17 protein-coding genes are annotated in these 20,472 nt (G+C 70.3%); 14 read left to right on the top strand and 3 right to left on the bottom strand.

Going from position 1 to position 20,472, the window contains the following annotated elements; genetic code table 11:
• Window positions 1-490: 490 nt before the first annotated feature.
• The gene (locus tag ACZ56B_RS00745) at window positions 491-1,123 is read right to left on the bottom strand and encodes a class I SAM-dependent methyltransferase (RefSeq protein ID WP_468784797.1); all 633 of its coding nucleotides are present in this window, start codon (window positions 1,121-1,123) and stop codon (window positions 491-493) included.
• A gap of 668 nt (window positions 1,124-1,791) precedes the next feature.
• On the opposite strand from ACZ56B_RS00745, the gene ACZ56B_RS00740 reads away from it, so the two are divergent.
• The 14 genes from ACZ56B_RS00740 to ACZ56B_RS00675 all read left to right on the top strand — a co-directional run bounded on the left by ACZ56B_RS00740 (window position 1,792) and on the right by ACZ56B_RS00675 (window position 18,161).
• Window positions 1,792-3,081 (top strand): YcaO-like family protein, encoded by a 1,290-nt coding sequence (locus tag ACZ56B_RS00740; RefSeq protein ID WP_468784796.1) that lies wholly within the window; start codon window positions 1,792-1,794, stop codon window positions 3,079-3,081.
• A gap of 16 nt (window positions 3,082-3,097) precedes the next feature.
• On the top strand, window positions 3,098-3,706 hold the full coding sequence (locus ACZ56B_RS00735) for a TOMM precursor leader peptide-binding protein (RefSeq protein ID WP_468784795.1): 609 nt from the start codon (window positions 3,098-3,100) through the stop codon (window positions 3,704-3,706).
• A 30-nt stretch (window positions 3,707-3,736) separates the two neighbouring features.
• Complete coding sequence (locus tag ACZ56B_RS00730; RefSeq protein WP_468784794.1) at window positions 3,737-5,341, top strand: tpaE; 1,605 nt, start codon at window positions 3,737-3,739, stop codon at window positions 5,339-5,341.
• A gap of 4 nt (window positions 5,342-5,345) precedes the next feature.
• A complete protein-coding gene (locus tag ACZ56B_RS00725) occupies window positions 5,346-6,044 on the top strand; it encodes a nitroreductase family protein (RefSeq protein ID WP_468784793.1) in 699 nt (232 codons plus the stop codon).
• An 87-nt stretch (window positions 6,045-6,131) separates the two neighbouring features.
• Window positions 6,132-7,856 carry a hypothetical protein gene (locus tag ACZ56B_RS00720; protein WP_468784792.1) on the top strand — a complete coding sequence of 575 codons (1,725 nt, stop codon included), beginning with the start codon at window positions 6,132-6,134 and terminating at the stop codon, window positions 7,854-7,856.
• Entirely contained in the window at window positions 7,853-9,727 is a 1,875-nt protein-coding gene (locus ACZ56B_RS00715) for a YcaO-like family protein (RefSeq protein ID WP_468784791.1), read from the top strand. Before ACZ56B_RS00720 ends, ACZ56B_RS00715 begins: the two co-directional genes overlap by 4 nt.
• A gap of 29 nt (window positions 9,728-9,756) precedes the next feature.
• Window positions 9,757-12,426: a lantibiotic dehydratase gene (locus ACZ56B_RS00710; RefSeq protein ID WP_468784790.1), complete on the top strand. Its 2,670-nt coding sequence runs from the start codon at window positions 9,757-9,759 to the stop codon at window positions 12,424-12,426.
• Window positions 12,407-13,348 carry a thiopeptide-type bacteriocin biosynthesis protein gene (locus ACZ56B_RS00705; RefSeq protein ID WP_468784789.1) on the top strand — a complete coding sequence of 314 codons (942 nt, stop codon included), beginning with the start codon at window positions 12,407-12,409 and terminating at the stop codon, window positions 13,346-13,348. Before ACZ56B_RS00710 ends, ACZ56B_RS00705 begins: the two co-directional genes overlap by 20 nt.
• Before the next feature lie 106 nt (window positions 13,349-13,454).
• Window positions 13,455-13,619, top strand: a complete 165-nt coding sequence (locus ACZ56B_RS00700; RefSeq protein ID WP_468784788.1) for a thiocillin/thiostrepton family thiazolyl peptide — start codon at window positions 13,455-13,457, stop codon at window positions 13,617-13,619.
• A gap of 104 nt (window positions 13,620-13,723) precedes the next feature.
• Window positions 13,724-13,870, top strand: coding sequence for a thiocillin/thiostrepton family thiazolyl peptide (locus ACZ56B_RS00695; protein ID WP_392040905.1), 147 nt, complete (start codon window positions 13,724-13,726; stop codon window positions 13,868-13,870).
• Window positions 13,871-13,967: 97 nt separating this feature from the next.
• On the top strand, window positions 13,968-15,020 hold the full coding sequence (locus tag ACZ56B_RS00690) for a hypothetical protein (protein WP_468784787.1): 1,053 nt from the start codon (window positions 13,968-13,970) through the stop codon (window positions 15,018-15,020).
• 89 nt (window positions 15,021-15,109) lie between these two features.
• On the top strand, window positions 15,110-17,050 hold the full coding sequence (locus ACZ56B_RS00685) for a RiPP maturation radical SAM C-methyltransferase (RefSeq protein WP_468784786.1): 1,941 nt from the start codon (window positions 15,110-15,112) through the stop codon (window positions 17,048-17,050).
• A gap of 14 nt (window positions 17,051-17,064) precedes the next feature.
• Complete coding sequence (locus ACZ56B_RS00680; RefSeq protein ID WP_468784785.1) at window positions 17,065-17,730, top strand: DUF5825 family protein; 666 nt, start codon at window positions 17,065-17,067, stop codon at window positions 17,728-17,730.
• A 65-nt stretch (window positions 17,731-17,795) separates the two neighbouring features.
• Window positions 17,796-18,161: a hypothetical protein gene (locus tag ACZ56B_RS00675; RefSeq protein ID WP_468784784.1), complete on the top strand. Its 366-nt coding sequence runs from the start codon at window positions 17,796-17,798 to the stop codon at window positions 18,159-18,161.
• Here ACZ56B_RS00675 and nshR read toward each other — a convergent pair.
• Together nshR and ACZ56B_RS00665 are read right to left on the bottom strand one after the other, a co-directional pair.
• A complete protein-coding gene (nshR, locus tag ACZ56B_RS00670; protein ID WP_468784783.1) occupies window positions 18,153-18,968 on the bottom strand; it encodes an NshR/TsnR family 23S rRNA methyltransferase in 816 nt (271 codons plus the stop codon). The two genes, ACZ56B_RS00675 and nshR, sit on opposite strands and share 9 nt — an antisense overlap.
• A gap of 415 nt (window positions 18,969-19,383) precedes the next feature.
• Window positions 19,384-20,370: a ferric reductase-like transmembrane domain-containing protein gene (locus ACZ56B_RS00665; RefSeq protein WP_468784782.1), complete on the bottom strand. Its 987-nt coding sequence runs from the start codon at window positions 20,368-20,370 to the stop codon at window positions 19,384-19,386.
• Window positions 20,371-20,472: the final 102 nt, after the last annotated feature.

Raw genomic sequence — 20,472 nt, 5'->3', positions numbered from 1 at the left:
GGAGAACTCCGTACCGGGTTCGAAGGATTCCCTGAGGACGCGCGCCGGGGATTCGGTCCGCTGTCCGCCGGCCGTATCGTCTCCCGCCGGTCCGGCTCCGTCGAGGACGGGGAATGCGGGCGACGCCGTGTTCATCACGCGCACCGGTTTCAAAATGCCGTCGTGCGGCAGGACGTTTCCGGGATCTCCCGGTGGAACCGATCGCAGGCGAACGGTTCCCCGCTCCCGCGCCATTGTGGGGAAAGCGCGGTGCACGGCCCGATGCCGCCGGATGATTCCCGGCCCGCGGCCGCCGCGGCCGGGACGTCCGTCCCGATGACCGGCTGCTCGTCAGGTTGGTGGCCGGCCGGAGCGAGGAGTACCTCTCCTGCTTCTCCGCGACTTCCGGCAAGGCAGGCGGCCGTCCATCAGGAGGCCATTCAGGACGTCATTCAGGACTCCGATCAGAGCGCCATTCAGGACGCCGATCAGGAACGGTTCCGCGAAGCCGCTACGCCTCGGGCTTGCGCGCGACGACCCGCTCGACGACCCCCAGTTTCCGCCGCTCCTGGTGTTCGATGATGAATCCGGCCTCCTTGACCAGCGGGAGCGGCCTGCGGGTCTGGTGGTCCCCGCACTGCCGCAACATGTTCTTCTCCAGCAGGCGCTGCCAGAAGAAGATCAGCCGGTGGTGACTGCCCACGTGGTCGAGCAGCAGCAACCGTCCCCCGGGCCGCAGCACCCGGCGCATGTCGGCGATCACCGCCCGGTCGTCGGGGACGCTGCACAGCCCGAGCGTGCAGACGACCGTGTCGAACGAGCCGTCCGGGAAAGGCATCGCGTGCGCCTCTCCCTCCCGCAACTCGACCTCCCGGCCCAGGGCGGCGGCACGGGCCCGGGCCAGGTCCAGCATGGCGGGGCTCAGGTCGAGCCCGGTCAACGACGTCCCGGCCGGATAGAACTCCAGGTTCCGGGCGGAGCCGATGGCGACTTCGAGAACATCACCCTTGGCCTGGCCGCACACCCAGGCACGCCCGTCGTCGAGCAGCATGCGCTCGAGGCGATCGGCGTCACGGTCGTAGCGGGGCGCGTAGTCCTGCCACATTTTGCGGAGCCGCTCGTTCTCGACAGTAACATCCGTCACGTCATTCCCCCTTGTCAATACCGCCCCATACCTGTTCGGGCTGGAACCTACCCGCCGTGGCGAGTTCCGCGCACCGGCTGTGCGGCACGAGGGCAGCGAACCGGCCAGATCCACTTGGTACCGGCATCCAGATCCACTTCGTGCGAGCAGACTGTGCCAGAAAGCGTTGCCATTGGCTACGTTCACGTATCACCTGTCCGTGACCGATCCGCAGTGAGCGGCCCCCTCCGGCCCTCTTCTCACCTGCGGCGAACCGGCCCCGGCCCACCGAAATCCTTTCCGCCGGCATCCCGCTTCACACAACCGCCCGTCCGGAGTTCGACGATGGCCGGAATAACACGGGCGGACCCGCGTCCACCGGCACGCGGGCGCGGCGGGGGCATCGCCCCGCCCGACCGGCGCGACGCCCCGCCGCAGCCGGGACAGCACATCTTCCGCCGGATGACGGCACATCAACCCACCATGCCGAGAAAGGCGTTCTGACCAGCAGGAATAACAGTGCGCAACAAAAAAGACCGGTGGCATCCCGCCCTTGACAGCCCGGATCTCATCAGTAACGATCAGCTCTCGGCGGCCAGCCCTCCGTGGTCGGACGCCGTAAGTCTGGGATTCTCGACGGGGGAGAGCCTATGGACGTCAACACACCTGCGTTACGACGAATAGCGTCTTTGGTCTCTCCTTACGGCCTCATATCGCGCACCACGGCCCTGCCGGTGGCCGACGGCGATCCGGATTTCGCCGTCCGCGTTTCCAGCATCGGTAATCCATCGAAGGTCCTGAACAGCCTGCGGGACTGGAGCAACGACGGCGACGTGGGGAATGTCGACGGTGTCGGCAGCGCCCTTTCCGGCGAACGGGCCAAGCTGGTGTCGATCGCCGAGGCTCTCGAGCGGTATTCGATCTGCTCCTGGCACGACGAGGACATCCTCGTCGCCTCCGAGGACGAACTCACCGAGGAATGCGTGTCGCCCACGCGGTGGCCCCGGTGTTCCGAGCGCGAGTTCGCCCGCGACGACTGCGGCCTGGTCCCGTACGACCCGGCCGTCCCGGTCAGATGGGTCCGGGCCTGGTCGCTCACCCGGCGGCGCCCCGTCCTCGTGCCGGCCATCGCGGTGTACCTCCACATGGCACCGCGGTCGCGGTCGGAGCGCTTCACCCGGGGCATCACCACCGGAGCGGCCGTCCACTCCGACCTGCACAGCGCGGTGCTCGGCGGGCTGCTCGAGGTCGTGGAGCGGGACGCGCTCTCGATCGCGTGGCTGCAGCGCCTGCGGTTGCCGCGGCTGTCGGTCGAGCCGGAGCGCCTGAAGCCGCTCGAACGCGCCTACCACGCGACCGGCACCGCTCGTCACCTCGACGTCCGGCTCTTCGACGCGACGACGGACTTCGGCATCCCCGTGGTGTACGCCGTGCAACTCTCGCCCCACGAAGACCGGCTGGCGCAGATCGTCTGCGCGACGTGCGACGTCGACCCGCAGCGGGCGGTGGCCAAGATCTACCGTGAACTCGCCGCCGTGCGCGTGGCGTTGCGTGATCGCGTGGACAGCCGGCCGGTGGGGCGGCCCGACGACGGGACCGTCAGCGTGGTCGGCTCGGCGGCGTACAACGCCTCGGCCGAACGGCGCGACGCCTTCCGGCACCTGCTGGAGGGCGAGCGGGACGTACGACACCTCGACGAGCTGCCCGACCTGTCCGCCGAACCCGACCCGCTGGCGACCGCGGTGTCCCGGCTGGCCGCGCGGGGAGCCGAAGTGCTCGTGGTCGACATCACCACGGACGAGGCGCGGCAGGTCGGCATGCACGCCGTCAAGGTGCTGGTGCCCGAGGCCATGCCCCTGTCGTTCATTCACAGCGAGCGGTACCTCGGCACGGACCGGCTCTACGCCGCGCCGACGGCGATGGGCCACGAGAGCCACGGCGAGGAGTCGCTGAATCCGGAACCGCAGCCGGCCGCCTAGACGGGAGAGAGAGCACGTGCAGTCCGAGCAATCGGTGGAATGCCTGTACCTGGTGAGGGACGCGTTCGGGGAGCAGTACGCCGACGCGTACCGGACGGCGGCATCGAGTCGGGTGACCGGCAGCGAGCTTCCCGACGACGCCCGGCTGTCGAGCGCCGCGATGATCGCGGCCGTGTACTCCGGGCAGGACGAGGAACTGCGTGACGCGCTCGACCGGCTCGGGTTCGAGCGGGGCATCCCGACGGTGGGAGTCGAACTGCTCCCGACGAGGATCGTGTGCGGACCTGCCGTGATCCCCGGTGCCACGGCCTGCTACTCCTGCTACCGGCGGCGCGTCGAGCAGCACCAGGATCCCGCGCGGACCGATCACCTGGGCGAGGCGACCCGGGGCCTGCCGGAGGGCTTCGGCCGGATGCACCTCGCGATCGCGCACGGTCTGCTGACACTGGCCATGGCCGAGCTGCGCACGGGCCCGGTGGGGCTCGGCGGCACGGTACGGAAGTTCGATCTGGTCGCGGGGACGCTGTCGACCGCGTCGACGGTGGCGGTGGACCGCTGTCCGCGGTGCGGTGCCCGATGGGGCGACCGGCAAACCGGCATCGGCGCGTTGGCCGGTCTCGCGTGAGGTTCTCGCTTTGGGGGAGGAGTGCAACCGATGGGTGCTGAGCTGAGGGCGGACACCCTCGGACGGGTCGCGCGCCGGGACAAGCAGATCGCTGTCCCCGTCCGCCCCGCCCTCCGCAGGGGCGTCCGGCTGCGCCAGTCCGGCGACGCCGTGATGCTCGACGGCGCGGACAAGCGGCAGGTCTTCACCGGGAAGTTCGCGCGCGACCACCTCGGCCGGCTGGCTGCCGCCTGTGACGGTGACGCCACGCATGCCGACATCGCCGCCGCGGTGGGACTCGACGAGGCGGTCGTCCACAAGGCCCTGGCCCTGTTGTGGGCGTCAGGGGCCTTGGAGGAGGGCGCCCGGGCCGGCGAACCCCCCGCGTCGCCGCCCGAGCTCGCCTGCCTGTTGTCACGGCTCGGCAACTCCACCGGAGTGAACCCGTCCTGGACCGACGCCGCGGCGAGGCTCGGCCGCGCCACCGTCCACGTGGCCGGCCACCGCCCCCTGGTGGAGGCCACGACGAGCTGCCTGAGCGGGGTGTGCGAGGTGGTCGACGACATCGATCGGCTGCCGGCCTCCGACGACGCCCTCGTCGTCTTCTTCGAGACCCGGCAGTCCCAGCCGGAGCTCGTCGAACTGCGGCGCCGATGCTGGCTGGAGAAGCGGTCACTGCTGCGCGTCCGGGCCGACGGCACCTCGATGGTCATGGGACCGTACGTGGACCCCGCGTTCACCCCGTGCCTGGAGTGCGGCGTGTCGGGCGAGGACGACCTGTCGGGCGATCCGCCGCAGCACGCGTACGACCTCATCGCCGGCCTCGTCGCCCATCACGTGCTCGCGCTCGTCTCGCGATCGATCCGGACCTACCTGCCGCTCGACGCGGGCATCATCGACCTGACCACCCTGTCGACGCGACACCGTCCGAGCGCGACCCGCCCCGGGTGTCCCACTTGCTCGTTCAGCGAGGGCCCGACGGCGTCCGTGCCGCCGTCCAGCGCGACGTACGAGGCGGCGGTGGCGTTGCCACCGCGCAGGTTCCTGGACCCCAAGGGGCATCTGGCCCATTTCCAGTCCTCGAACATCAAGCTGCAGTTCGAGTTCCGGAGCTGGCCCAGCTGCCCGCGGGTGGCGCTGCCCGAGGCGGACGTGTCGAGGTTGGCCGGAGCGCCGGCCGAAGGCCGGGCGGACCTCGGCCGGCCCGATGTCGCCCTCCTGCTCGCGACGGCGTTCGGCATCCGCGAGCGGACCGACGGATGGGTCCAGCGATGGACCGCGGCCGGCGGGAACATCGGCTCGGCGACGGCCTACGTGGTGAGCCGTGACGAGGCCGTGCTGCCCGTGGGCGGGTACGCGTACCGCGCCCAGGACAACTCCCTCGCACAGCTCACCACCGACAAGCTGCCGGGCGACCGGCCGCTGCTGCTGGTCGTCACCTCCAACCTCAAGAAGATCGCCGCCAAGTACGGCACGTTCGGGCTCCGGCTCTCGCTCTGCGACGCGGGCGTCGGACTGTCCACCGCCCGGAGGGTCACCGAACACCTGAACCTGGACCACTCGCTCGTCACGGAGTGGGACGACCACCTGCTGAGTGAGTACCTGGGCCTCTCCACGAGCGAAGAACCCATCGCCGCCGTCATGGAAGTGGGCTGAATCGATGCGATCCGACACGTCCATGATGCAACCGCTGCTCGACGGGTTCGCCACCCGTGCCCGTACGAGCGACGGCCGCGCGGCACACCGGTCGCCGAAGCCGTTCGCGGACGCCACGCCCGTCACCATCGACGAGACGGAGGCGGCCTCCGGGCACCCCCGCGATCTGGCCGCCACCCTCCTGACACGCCGGTCGTCCTTGCAGTACGCGGACGCACCGGTGCGCACGGACCTGGTCCTGAGCCTGGTGCGGAACGCGTTGCGGCGTGATTCCGACGGCTGGGCGCTCGATGACGACACCGGCCCGCTCGAGGCGTTCGTCTTCGCGCTGCGCAGCGAGGGCAAGCCGGCCGGGGTCTACCGGGTCACCGCGCGGGAGTCGTCGTTCATCGCCCCGGCCTCGGCCGTCGGGGATCCCGAACTCCTGGGGGTCCAGCGCGAGTTCGCCGACGCGGGCGGGATCGTCAGCGTCTACGCCGACATCGACCGCGCGGACTCGTGGGCGGGACCGCACGGCTACCGCCTCTGCGCGGTGCGTGCCTCCATGGCCCTCTACGACTTCCACCTGAGATGCCAGTCCCACGGCCTCGTCGGCACCATGTTCGGCGGATTCATCGGCTCGGCCGTCCGGAACCTGGTCCAGAGCGACGGCGTGACCCGGCACCCCCTGCTCGCCGCCACCTACGCCCACCCGGCGCCGTGATCGGCGGCCTCAGGCCGCGCCCGTTCCCCACCCCGTCGACGGTCAGCCGGCGACGCGACATGCTGCGCGACGAAAGTGAGTGAGTTGATGTCCTACGAGGGTGCGTCGCACGCGGCCGGTGTCGTCCTCGCCCGCCCGGACGTGTCCGCGCTGCGAACGAAGCACGGAGCATGGATCGGCGTCGGCTCCGCGTCCTTCACGATCAAGGGTGCGGCCGCCTTCGGCGTGGTCTCGACGCTGCTGGACCGGTCGGACGGCAGTCGCACCGGCCAGGACCTGGTCGGCGCGTTCCCGGCCGGGTCGCGCGCGGCGGTGTCGCGCGTGCTCGACGCGTTGGTGACCCATCGGTGCGTGACGGTCCTCGACGCGCCGATCGCCCAGCAGGTCACCGCCAAGGGCCCCGCGGCACAGTGGCTGATCCCGTTCTTCTCACAGCTGACGGACGAACCGGTGCGCGCGCTGGACCGCGTGCTCGCCACCACCCTCCACCTGTACGGCGGCGCCGACTGGCTCGGGCGCCTGCGCCGGCTGCTGACCGATCCACCGCTGTTCGGACTGCGGACCGAGTACCGCACCGTCTCGGACGAGGACCCGGTACCGCAGTGGGAGGACGCGGGCCTGGTCGTCATCGACGCGGACAGCCTCCCGTACGAACGCACCGTGCGGCTGCAGGACGCACTGCTCGACCGCGGCGTCCCGCACGGCATCGTGGGCGAGGCGGGCCGGCGCCGCTGGATCCTCTGGTCCGACGACGAGTCGACGGGTTGCTGGGCCTGCTTGTGCCGGTACGGTCGCACGGCGCGGCCCGACGCCCCGGCCGGCACCGTGCCGCCGGCACCCGACGACATCACCGAGGCAGCCGTGATCCACGCGATCTACCAGCGCGCCGCCGGGCTCGGTGAGCACGCGGCGGCAGCGGTGGCCATGCCCCTCGATTCGACCCCGCCGACGGTCAGATCGCATCCCGCGTGGTCGGCGGCGGGCTGTCGTTGCCACCGGGCGGTGGTGCCACCCGCCACCGGTGACCGGCGCGACGACGCGGAAGAGGCCCTGGTCCGCAGGAACATCGTCCATCCCGACGACGACAGCCGGCTGGACGACGACCACGAGCACATCATCGGCGTCCTGGCCGGCTGGACGGACGAGGTCGTCGGCCCCTTCCGTCACCTGGACGGGGGCGACCTGCCCCAGGTCCCGTTCGGACGGGCGCGGGCCACCCTCCTCCTCGGACCCGACGAGGCGCACGAGATCACCGCCGCCACGTTGTCGTCCCGGGAGGCCCTGTACCAGGCGGCGCTCAACGGCCTCGAACTCCTCGCCGCGCGGCACGACGGACCGCGGCCGACCCTCAGCGCCGGATGGAGCCTGGACGAGGCGATCTACCGTGCCCTGCTGAGGCAGTCGATGCTGGCGCCGGCGGACGACGCCGCGTTGGTGCCGGTGTCCGACGACGACCTGGGGCACGACGAGTGTGCCGTGTTCAGCCGGTACATCCAGCGGGGTGTCGAGCGCACCGGTGGCGGCGAGGCGCTGCGGTGGTTCGGCACCCGCCTGCCGAACGGCGTCCACCGGGTCCTGGGGCGCGCCACCGGGAAGGCGGTCACGCAGGGCGCGGGCGCCTGTTACGCGGAAGCGGTGTCGGCGGCGTTGCTCCGGTTCGTCAACGACGACAGCGCCCTGGTTCCGCTCAACCCCCACTTCCGTGACTGGAGTGAGGTGTGGCGGCACATCGCACGGCCGCGGTACGCGGAGGTGACCGCGCACACGGTTCCCTTCGCGCGGCAGCAGGTCCGACTGGTGGAGGTGGCATGAGCACGGAAACGCACGTCCCGCCCGCTGCGGACCTCGTCCCCGCCCTGTTGGCCGACGCCGGCGCACCCGCGCCCGCGGAGGTGCTCCTGGGCTCGCTGACCGACCCCGCACGGGTGCACGCCGACGCGGGCGGGTCGGGGCGGAGCATCGCCGTGCTGTTCTGGTGCGGCAGCGTCTACGTCCTGGCCTACGGTCCGGCGGACGAAGGGGGCGGCGGGTGCCCGCGGTGCCTGGCGTCGTCCCTCACCCGGCACGTGGACTCCGCCGACCTGCCGTCCCAGGAGGCGTCCGGCAGCGGTTCCGCGGGAGGCGCGCACAGCCACGCGCTCTGGCAGCAGGCCGGTCCCGCGGTGCGCGCGGTCGTCACTCGGATCGCGGCGCTCTTCCTGCGGGAGAACTCGCCCGCCGGCACGCTCGCCGTGGTCGACCGGGCCGGCGGCACGGTGCGACAAGGACTCGTACCGCCGAGGACGGGGTGCCCGGCATGCCGGCCGGCGGCGAGGGCCACGACCACGGTCGCCTTCGGCTCCACGCCCGAGCTGCTCGAGAAGTCCGACGGTGCGCTCCGGGCCAGCCGCCCGCTGCCGCCGACCCTCACGTCCGACTACCTGGGGCCGCACTCGCTGTTCCGGGAACCGCTCGCCGATCTGGACGGCCCCCTCCCCACGGCGCAGGTGGGCCTGCCGCTGGGCAACGGCGTGCTGGAGCCCGGGGTCGGACGCTCCCGGAGCTTCGCCAAGAGCCGGACGACCGCGGTGCTGGAGGGCCTGGAGCGTCTCGCGGGCTTCTGCCACCAGCCGGTCGACGGCACCGTGGAGGCCTCGCTCTCGGAGCTGGGGACACGGGCCATCGATCCCCGCACCCTCGGCTACCACTGCGCCGACCAGTACGCGCGCGAGGACTTTCCCTGGACGCCGCTGGACGCGGCCGAAACGGTGGAATGGGTCCCGGTCACGCCGCTCGGCGAGGGACCCGCCCGGTACCTTCCGGAGGTCGCGCTGTCGTGGGTGCGCCGCCCGGAGGCACGACAGCCGTTCTTCTACGACACGTCGAACGGCTTCGCGCTGGGCCAGAGTTACGAGGAAGCGACCCTGCACGGGCTCTTCGAGATCGTGGAACGGGACGCGTTCCTGCTCACCTGGTACCGCAAACTGCTCCTCCCCGAACTCACCCTGGGACCGGCCGACGGCGACATCAGGGACCTGATGGAGCGCGTGGAAGTCGTCACCGGATTCCGGGTCCGCCTGTACTGGGCGACCTTGGACATCGAGGTCCCGGTCGTGCTGGCGCTCGCCCAGCGCGACGCGGACTCGGGTCCCTGCACGCTCGTGTCGACCGCGGCCAGCCTGTATCCGCGGGCGGCGGCCGAGTCGGCCATCTTCGAGGTGGCCGCGCGCGTGGCCTCCATGAGGTACGTGTACGACGACGACCCGGAGCACCGGCAGCGGCTCGCGGAGGACTACGACTCGCTGGTCACCATGGACGACCACAGCCTGCTCGGCGCGCTGCCCGCCTCCCGGGAGTGGTTCGCGTTCCTGACGACGCCGGACCGGCCCGAGGTCAGTCTCAGCGCGGCGGCCGCGGCAGCCCCGGTGTTCGGCACCCTCAAGGGTGACCTCGACTACGTGCGCACGCAGATCGAGGCCGTCGGCCATCACGTCTACGCGGCCGACCTCACCACGCCGGAGCTGCGCTGGCGCGGGCTGGTGTGCACGCGCAGCTTCGTCCCCGGATGCCTGCCGATGACGTTCGGGCACCGCACCAGGCGCATGGAGGGGCTGCCGCGCCTGCACGGCGGACGGCTCCCCCGTCCCTCCCTGCTGCCCGACGACCAGACCCCGGCGGACGTCCCGCCGCACCCCTTTGCGTAGCCCGCTGGTAAGAGAAGGAGAGCCCTTTCGTGCGATCGGATGAGCATGCGGAGCCGCCGGCTGAGTCCACCGCGAGAGTCAGCCCCTACGTCCTCTTCCGGCGTAGTCGACTGCCGGTGACCGAGCTGGAGGGCCTCCGGTTCGACGAGGCCTGGGCGCGGATCGAGGAGAGCCGCCGTCTCCGGACGGAATGCGCGCGGCGTGCGGAAGAGGTGTCCGACCGTCTGGCCGGGTTCGTCCCGCAGGTGGACGAGTCGGTGCGCGCCGATCTCGTCCGGCTGCGCCGTGACGTCTACAACCAGCGTGCCGAGCCGGCGGCGCGGCGGATCGACGTCGTGGAACCGCACCTGGACGCGGACACGGTCGCCGGGCTGCGGGAGTGGTTCGACCTCGTTCAGCGGACGCGGCGCTGTGAGGACGAGGCACGGTCGCTGTTCGACGCGAGGATGCAGTCGGCACGCGCCGGTTTCGCCCGGCTCTTCGAGCACGACTCGATGGCGAGGAGCATCCAGCTCTCGGGCGACCAGCTCTACGAGAGCCTGCGCCGGTACACCTCGGGCGAGATGGGTCCGGTCAAGCCGAGCCGGTTGCGCGTCCTCGAGTCCACGCTGGTGAACTTCGCCTACCGCGCCGCGCTGAAGCCGTCGCCCTTCGGCCGGTTCACCGAGGTCGGAGCCTTCCCCACGGATCTTCCCGAGGCCGGGCCCGCCGTGTCCGAGCCCCGGACGTACTCGACGTCGACGCTGAACCGGGTGCTGGTGAACTGGCTGGTCGCCGGACTGCGACGGGTCGACGGCGGCATCGACCTCTGCCAGGTGCTGCTGAACTCGTCGCTGCGCGCGGACGACAGGACGATCGAGTTCATCGGGCTCGTCCCCGACGCCGGCGGGGAAGGCCTCTCGGAGACGGTCGTCAGGCTCAAGCGCGACAGGGTCGTCAACTGCATCCTGACGGTCCTGGCCTCGGGCACGGCGTCGGTGCCCGAGGTGCTCCGGGCACTGACGGAGCTGACCGGCAACGAGGAGGCCGGCCGGAAGGCCCTGCGGGCGATGCTGCGGCTCGAGCTGCTGTACGTCAGCCCCGGCTTCGACGAGCAGGACCCGGAGTACTCCGAGAAGCTGGCGGGGGTCCTGAGAGCCGGGACGACCCCGCCCGTGTCCGCGTTGAGCGGTCACCTCGACACCCTCGTGGAACTGGAGACGGCGCTTTCCGACGCGCCCACGGACAAGCGCAGGTCGCTGCTGAGCGCCGCGGACAAGGCCCTCACCGGCATCGCCGAGGTCTGCGGGCTGGAAGCGCCCCCCGCCGAGATCTCCCGGGCGCCGGTGTACGAGGACCTCTGGACGCCCGACCGTCCCGCCACCTGGAACCGGGAATCCGTGGCCAGGAGCGTTCCCGCGCTGGAGAGCCTGTGGCGGCTGTCGTCGGTGCTCGACTACGGCCACACGAAGCGGCTGGGGGTGTACGCCTTCGCGGCGGACACGTTCGGCGACCGGGAGACCGTGCCCTTCCTGACGTTCTTCGAGAAGCTCGTACAGCTCTCGGACGCCGAGCAGGACGCGGTGTTCTGGGGGCGTTACTCCCCGGCGGCGGAGACCTTCGTCGCGCAGCGCGACCAGGCCCTGCGCGACATCGGCGGGCAGCTCGTGCCCGAGGACGGCGTCGTCCGGATGACCCCCGAGGCCCTCAAGGACGCGTGCGCGGGCGTGGAGGACTGCGTCGACCCCGACTCGATCACCTTCCGGGTCCAGTTGGCGGGCGGCGCCCCGTCGCCCGAGGTCGTGGTGAACGGCGTCCTGACGGGGTACGGCGTCTACTTCTCGCGCTTCAGCTCGTTCATCGAGGGCTCGGCCGCCGAGGGCTGGACGCTCCGGTCGGCCGTCCGCGAACACCTCAGGAAGGCGTTCCCCGGGCAGGTGGACCTCAACATGGTCGCCGGGCTCAACTTCAACCTGCACCCGCCGCTCACCGACCGGGTGCTGAACTACCCCGGCACCTGGCCCACCTCGCCGGAGATGAAGGCCTACAGCCTCGACAAGCTGATGATCCGGATCGACCACGCCCACCGCGGGCTGTTCCTCTGGGACCCCGAGCTCGACGAGCGCGTCCACCTGACCCCCATGAACTTCCTGCTCCCCATCGTGGTGCCGGTCCTCTACAACCTCATAGAGGTCCTGAGCCCGACCATCCGGTACAACTACGCGCCGATGGACGACATCGGGCGGGCGATGGGTCACCGCGGGTACCCGGGCTCGTCCCCCCGGCTGGTGGTCGGCGACGTCGTCGCCAGCCGCAGGACCTGGACGGTGCCCGCACGCGAGATCCCCGAACTGTCCGAGCTGAGCAAGGACTCGTACCCGGCGCTGCTGCGCTTCGACCAGTGGCGCGTCGAACGGGGCCTGCCCCAGCACGCGTTCGTGCTGACTCAGCGCCTGGACGAGTACAACCTGCTGTCCGGGCTGGTCGAGGAGATCCCACGGGACTGGACCGACTTCAACCACCTGCACAGGGCCAGCGTCCACAAGCCCATGTACGTCGACTTCCGCAATCCGTATCTGGTGCGCAGCTTCGCGAAGACCGCGCTGACGCGGGACGACGTCTACGTGTCCATCCGAGAGTGCATGCCGGCGACCGACGAGTACGGCGGCTCAGGACCGGCAGCGGCAGAGGAGTTTTTCGTTGAGCTCTACAGGGACTGAACGTGACGCCGAGTGGCGGCCGCTCCACATCCATCTGCCGATGTCCCTCCAGCCCACCTTCCTGCGGGACGTGATCCGTCCGGTCGTGCGGGACGCCGGGATGCGGGACCGTTTCTGGTACTTGCGGTACTGGCAGGGCGGTCCGCACATCCGGCTCAGGCTCCACCGGGCGTCGGACGAGACCGTCGAGTCGGTGCGCGGCATGCTGGCCGCGGCGATGCCCACGCTCGACGCCGAGCAGGCCGCCGAGTACGAGGAGCAGTCCTCCCTCCAGCCGGGCCTGGCCGATCTCGAAGGGGCGGAGCCCGAGGAGGTCAGGGCGCCGGGCACCATCGAACCCGCCCCCTACTCGCCCGAGTACGCGAAGTACGGCGGGACCACGGGACTCCGCATCGCCGAAGAGCTCTTCCGCTCCACTTCGGCCGCGGTGCTGGATCTCCTCGCCGACCGGTCGGACCGTGAACTCAAGGCGTCGCCGGCGGGCCTGGCCATGCGCATCATGGCCATGTCCCTCAAGGGCTCCGGGCTGGACGTGGAGCAGAGCCAGGACTTCCTCAGCGCCTACGAGGAGGACTGGCTCAGGTGGGTGCCGCCCGGTTACGAGGAGCGGTGGGCGGCCGTGTACGAGAAGACGCGGAGCAGGGTGACGAAACTGTGCAGCGCGGTCTGGCACGACGGAGCCACCGACGTCTTCCACGACATCTACGCCACTGCGCTGAATTCCACCCTCTCGGCGCAGGAGAAACCGACGGGGAGTGACCTCGCGGAGCTCACGCTCGAAGGAACCCCGTACGCCGGCTGCCTGGCCAACTACATACACACGACCAACAACCGCCTGGGGATCCTTCCGGCCGCGGAGGCTTTCCTGGCGTATGTCATCCGGAACTCGCTGACCGAACTGCGGGCGCCCCACAGGGTTTGACCGGAGCGTAGGAATCCGCTCGTGACTATTTGGATTTCTTGGCTCTTGTCACCACAACTACCGCTATATGGCGGTAAGATGAAAAGGTACCGGAACCGAACAGGAGGTGTTTCAAGTGGATGCCGTAGAGCAGCTCGACCTGAACGCGCTGGAGATCTCGGATCTGATTGAGGACTCGAGCTACAGCGACGAGACGCTGTCGCAGGTCATGGCGGCTTCGTGCACGACCACCGGCTGCACGACCAGCTCGTCGTCGTCCTCGTCGTCCTGACCGGACAGCTCGACACGTCGCTGTCGCCGGGCACCATTCACGGAATGCGTGCCCGGCGGCAGTGACCCACCCTCCTCTCTCGTTCGTGGAAGGGGGTAAGTCAAATGGAGTTCACCGAAGAGCTCGACCTGAACGCGCTGGAGATCTCGGATCTGATTGACGATCTGAGCCACAGCGACGAGACGCTGTCGCAGGTCATGGCAGCGTCCTGCGTCGGCACCGCCTGCGCGACATCATCGTCGTCCTCTTGATGGGACGGCGAGGATAGTTGCTGTCGCCGGGCGCCATTCGCCGAATGCGCGCCCGGCGGCAGTGACGTACCCGGAGGTACGTATTGTGCATGTCTTTGTGACCATCCCGCTCGACGGGGGCGACAGAACGCTGCCGCAGGTGACACGCGGTTTCCTCACCGACCTGTTCGGGCCGGCCCGGACCTCCTGGCCGGGTGACTTCTACTTCGTGCGCACCTGGGACCGGACGACCGGACGCGACTGCCTGCAGATCAGTCTCGCGTCCGCCACGGCCACCGCGGACGAGGCCCGCGACCGGGTGCAACGCGCGGCGGACGGCCACGGCTTGCGTCCGGCCACGGCGGAGGTCCCGTTCGAGGAGATCCCCTCCCCGCTGTGGAACTCCGGGATCGGCGGGGCCGGGTTCGACGCCGCGGCGAAGCGCCTCTACCGTGCCGTGGCGCCGGTCCTCGCCCGCAGCGTGTCGGCGATCGGCGGCGACACGGCCAAGGCCTACCTGATCGCGCTGCGCCTGATGGTCGCGAATGCGGGCGCCACCCTCCTGGAGTCCGAGCAGCGGCGGATGTCGTCCCGCGACTTCGGCGAACTGCTCAGCCTCCGCCTGCTCAGCTACCGCTCACACTACGAAGGCGCCAAAACCGCGCAGGCCAAGGACCCCGATGCCTTCGAGCGTCGTTGTGCCGCCTATTACGAGAAATTCGGCCCGGCTGCCCTGGAGTTCATCGGCGACTGTGCCTCGACTCCGTTGCCCGCCGCCGACGACCAGCCGGCCCGCGCCTGGGTGGACGTCGTCCGGCAGCACTTCGGCACCCTGCGCGACGAATGCCGCGCCGGACTCGTCGTCCACGACGGGCCCACGCTCGACGACTTGCACCAGACCCCCGACTCCGCGTTGTCGCGCAGCAGCTTCCACTCGAAGGAACTGTCGCACGAGATGTCGGAACTCCTGCACCGGAACCCGGATTTCCTGGCGTACCGGGTTCAGACGAGCCTGCTGTACAGCTGTCTCCACACCATGGGATTCAGCCTGGCCGAGCGGTTCCTCTTCTGCTACCTCCTCGCTCGCGCCAACGAGGAGCTGTCAGGGAAGTCGACCGACGAACTGGCGCAGGGACTCGACGCCGTCGCCAAGGAGCTCGCGCATCAATAGCTCTCTCACCGAAATCCGTCTGGATCTGGCTCCGCACGCCTCCAGCTACGCAATGGTCCGGCCGAAATAGACCTCAACGGAGGGGAATCATGCACATTGTGCTCGCTAATGTGCCGTGGAGTCCGATCGGTTTTCCATCCCTGGCACTCGGGCTGCTCAAGCAGCTCACGCTCAAGGAGTTTCCCGACGCCCAGGTCGACGTGGTGTACGGGAACCTCGACTTCGTGGACTGGATCACCTCGCGCCGCCCCGATTTCAGCTACGAGGACTACCGGTACTACGACCTCGAGAGCTGCTACATCGGGACCGGTGACTGGGTCTTCTCCTCCGCCCTCTACCACGACCCGAAGTGGAAGGTGGAGGAGTTCCTCGAGAAGTTCGGCCCCCAGGCGGCGACCGAGCCCGGGCAGGACCTCGCGCACGGGACGACCGAGGAGAAGCGGACGCAGACCACGCTGTGGCTGCACGAACACGTCGAGGAGTTCACCGACGAACTCGCCGAGCGGATCGCCGCCGGCGAACCCGATGTCGTCGGCTTCACCACCACGTTCCAGACCCTCACCGCGTCCCTGGCGGTCGCCCGGCGGCTCAAGGAGCTGTCTCCCCGGACGGTGACCGTGTTCGGCGGCGCCAACTGCGAAGGACCGATGGGTGAGGCGCTGCACCGCAACTTCACCTTCATCGACTACGTGGTCCGCGGTGAGGGCGAGCTGGCCTGGCCGGGACTGCTGCGCTCCCTGCGCGAGGACGAGCCGTCCTTCGGGACCATCCAGGGTCTGTGCTGGCGGGACGAGAGCGGCAGCTCGGTGTACAACCCGGTGAGCACCAAGCCGCTGCCGCCGGCCGCGATGGTCCTGCCCCACTACGACGAGTACTTCGAGCAGTTCGCGAAGTCACACGCCCGGTTCTGGCTGGAGCCCCGGCTGGTCCTCGAGAGTTCCCGCGGCTGCTGGTGGGGCGAGAAGCACCACTGCACCTTCTGCGGTCTGAACGGCGCCAGCATGATGTTCCGCAGCAAGCGGCCGGACCAGTTCATCGACGACCTCGTGACGCTCACGAAGCGCCACAGGATCCTCGACGTGATGATCGTGGACAACATCCTGGACATGGCCTACCTGGACTCGCTCCTCCCCCGGCTCGCCGAGGCGGAGCTCGACCTGCGGCTGATGTACGAGATCAAGGCCAACCTGCGCTACGAGCAGCTCGAGACCATCGCGAAGGGGGGCGTGGTCTGCATCCAGCCCGGGGTCGAGAGCCTGAGCAGCAAGGTCCTCAAGCTCATGGACAAGGGCGTCTCCGGCTGCCTGAACGTGCGCATGCTGCGGGACGCCGAGTCGCTGGGGCTGACCGTCATCTGGGCCTACCTCTACGGTTTCCCCGGGGAGACGGACGAGGACTACGCCAAGATCATCGAGCAGTTCCCGAAGCTGCACCACCTGGGCCCGGCCGGCGGTGACGACCGGCTCGCGGTCCAGCGCTTCGCCCCGTACTTCGAGAACCCCTCGCTCGGCTTCCAGGAGCGGTGGGCGGCCTCCCAGTACGCGCTCACCTACGCCCTTCCCGAGAAGGAACTGTTCGACATCGCGTACATCTTCGACGCGACGCACCAGGGCATCGGGAACGACATGGCGTGGAAGCTGAGGGCCGGGCTGGACGAGTGGCGCAACCAGCACTGGCGCAGCCAGCTGTCCTACTTCGAGACCGACGAGGGCATCACCGTCACCAACACCCGGCCGGGCTTCGACTGGGACGTCGTCCAGCTCACCACCGACGTCGAGCTCGCGCTCTTCCACCTGCTCGACCAGCCGCGGACGCTCGAGTACCTCGAACGCACCTGCGCGAAGCGGTTCGGGCAGACGGACGTCGGCGCCGTGATCGACCGGTGGATGGAGCTGGGCCTGATCTTCACGGACGACGGCCGCATGATCCACGTCGTCACGAAGGACCGCAACCAGAGGTTCATGCAGATCCAGGTGGGCCGGGGGCTGTCGGCGGCCGACCGCCCGTCTCCGGCGCCCGTGGCAGTGTGAGGGGCGAGCCAGTCATGAACGATGTCGCGACCATTCCCGGCAGCGGGTTCGATGTCCGGTTCAGCCTGTGGCGCCACGGTGACCCGGCGGTGCGGGCCATGCCGGACATGCACCTCGGCGACCGCGTGCTCGGCGAGGACGCCGCGGACGAGGCGCGCCGGATCCACGAGTCCGGTGCGCGGTTCGTGTCGGTCGAGCCCGTGGTCGACCTCAGTGGGCGGCCCGGGACGGAGCACATGATCCCCGTGCTCTCCTTCCTCCGCGAACTCACCAGCTACGGCGTGGAGGTGGACTGGCGGGCGCGCCTGGCGGCGGACGGTCCCGAGTGGTGGGTGTTCAGCCACCTCTTCCCCCCGTCGGTCCTGGAGGGTCCGCACGGTGACGAGGTGCTGGCCGTCTGGAGGGCGAGGTACCACGTCGGCCGGTGCTTCCTGCGCCGGGGGCCCGGGTTCGTGCAGATCCGGGACCGGCGCCACGCGGGCCTGCGCCGGCTCACGGTCTCGGACGACGCCTACGTCCGCGCGATCGAGTCGTTGCTGGCGGGCCGCGGGGAGGACTCCGTCCCGGAGAAGGCGGCGGCGGTGTTCGAGAAGCAGCGCCTGCTCATCCGGATCGGCGGCGGTGTCTGGTGGGCTCCGTACCGGCTGAGGCGCTGGGCCCTGCCGTCCTGGGAGGTGTGAGCGCGCGGGCGGGACCCGGCGGGGAACGCGACGGTGGGCAGGACGGGGTCGTACGGAGGCACAGCATGTACATCAGCATTGTCATATGGAACCTGGAGAAGTCGGACGCCACGGTCGAAAGCCTCCGCGAGTACCTCCGTGACTACGCGGTGGACGCGTTCTCCACGCTCAAGGGGATGCGGATGAAGACCTGGTTCGCGGACGCCGAGAGGGGCTACTGGGGTGCGGTGTACCTCTGGGACGGCGCGAAGGTGGGCAACCCGCTGTCGGTGAGCCGGGCGATCGAACTCATCGGGTACCCACCGACGACCACGAGCGTCTTCGCGGTCGAGGCGATCGCGGAGGGCGTCAGCGAGATCGAGTCGTTCGTGGGCGTCGGCCGCGCCTTCGAGGAGGTCTCCGCCCCGGACCCGGCCGGCGGATCAGCGTGAGCGGTCGGCCGTGAGGTTCCGGCCGATTCGCTCGTGCAGCGTGATGCCGAGGGAGACGGACACGTTGAGGGACTCGGTCAGGCTGGTCATGGGGATGGAGACCGAGGCGGAGGACGCTTCCTCGAACAGGTCCGAAGGCCCGCCCTTCTCGCTGCCGAACAGCAGGGCCAGCCGGTCGGGGATGGCCCCGAGGTCCTTCACGGAGAGGTCGCCGTCCGCGCTGAGCGTCATCATCCGCAGACCGCTCTCCCGGATGAAGGCGACGGCCTCCTCGCGTCCGGAGAGGACGACGGGGAGCGAGAAGACGTAACCCCGGCTGGCCCTCTGCAGACGCCGGTCCGCGATGCTGGTGATGTCGCTGTCGACCAGGACGATCCCCGACGCGCCGAGCGCGAGCGAGGTCCGCACGATCGCGCCGATGTTCCCGACGATCTTCACCCCGTCGAGGACGACGACGTCCCCGCTCCGGCTCGCGATGTCGCCGAACCCGGCCGGGCGGGGGACGCGGGCGATGCCGAACGTCCTGGGCTTCCTCTCCCCCTTGAACAACTGGTTGACGATCGACGAGTCGATGAGGCGGACCGGTACGTTCCGCTGCCTGCACAGATCCAGCAGCCCGGGCGGGAAGGGACTGCTGTCGCTGCCGTAGACCTCGATGAACTCCACGCCGGCCGCGATGCAGTGCGTGAGGGGCTCGTCGTCCTCGATCAGCGTCGTCTTGATGTGGGACCGCGACGGCTTGGTGACGTCGATGATCCGCTGCACCGCGGGATCGGACGGATGGGTGATGGTGTCCAACTCGGTCATGGTCGTCCTACCGGCTGCTGTGTTCAGTGACGCGATTCCTGGGGTGCGACGCCCCGCGTGACGGCGGCCCGCAGGGGGCTGCGCCGATCGGGTGGCACGCACGCGAGGGGAGGATGCTGCTGTCCGGCAAGACTCCCCGCTCTCCCCGTCCGAGGCTCGCGCGGTCCGTCCCGCACACGAAGTGTTCGCCGGGATCATACCTTCCGGGCTGTGCCGGACCAATTCCGTTCACGGCGGCGGGGGCCCGGCGCCCCGCGAGCGGCCGGGGCGGTCGCGGCCGCTTCCCGGGGGCGGCGGGGAACACGGGAAGGGGACCTGTGCCCGCCGCCCCCGGCGGGCACAGCCCGAAGGGCCCCGTGCCGACCGCCGAAGGGGTGCCGGCGGGAGTGGCGGACGCCGGCCGGCACGGAACGGCTCACCCCGGCTCGGGGGCGTGCGGGCTGCTCGCGGGCGGTTCGACCGTGCGCTCCCGGCCGCCGTCGTGGCCGGACGCCACCACGACGAGGAGACCGACGACGACGGCCGCGGCGGCGACCCGGCCCGCGGCGCGCAGCGCCCAGCCCGGCAGGGAGGCGCCCCCGCGCCCGCCCGGCGCGCCCAGCCGCTCCGCCCGGCGGGCCGGCCGCAGCAGCCGGAGCAGCAGCAGGACGGCGACCGGCAGTTGCAGCAGCCACAGCAGGGTGCGCGGCCACTCGCCGTACCAGACGTTGGTGCCGTACAGCAGGGTGTGCCACACGCTCAGCACGTACACGACGATCACGAAGCGGTGCATCCGCCGCCAGGTGTTCGCGCCGATGCGGTGCCGGACGTAGAACAGCAGCCCCAGGGGGATCGCCAGGTACAGGGCGCCCTGGCCGATCGGAATGGCGATCTTCCCGGTCCCGGAGTCGTACCAGCCGGGCACGAAGGCGTCCGCGAAACCGACCCACAGCCGCTCGGCCCACGCCAGCCGGGCCTCGTAGCGGACCAGTTCGGCCGCGAACATCAGCGCGTGCGCGGCCATCAGCGCCGTCGTGGTCAGGCTGGTGGTGCGGTGCCAGCGCTCCAGGACCTGCCGGGAGACGGGCAGCCGGGCCGGGCGCGGCCCCGACAGCAGCAGCCCGAGCATGACCGTGCCCCACGCCCACAGCAGCGCCGACCAGCCGAACGCCTGGCTGAGCAGGTACATCCAGTACGTGCGGGGGTCGTCCATGAACGGCATGACCGCGACCGTCGCCGAGTCGCCCGACTCCATGCGCGCCCAGAAGAACACGAACACGGCCGCCGTGAGGACGACGGCGGCACTCGCGTCGGGGATCGCGGCCCGCAGGTCGGCGCGCAGGGTGACGCGCTCGGCGGGGCCCCGCCCGGGGGCGGGCGGGGTGGTCGTGCCGTCCGTGTCCGGCGTCGCGTCGGGGAGCATGCCGTGGCCTCCTGGCACTGGTCGTCCGCATGCGGTGGGGGGTGGGGCTCCGGGCGTCAAGTGTGGCCGAGGAGGCCGGAGTTTCCGAGACGTGATCAGGCC

It is taken from the genome of Streptomyces sp. NPDC034670, assembly GCF_055574875.1.
This window is presented reverse-complemented; position numbering and strand designations above follow the sequence as displayed.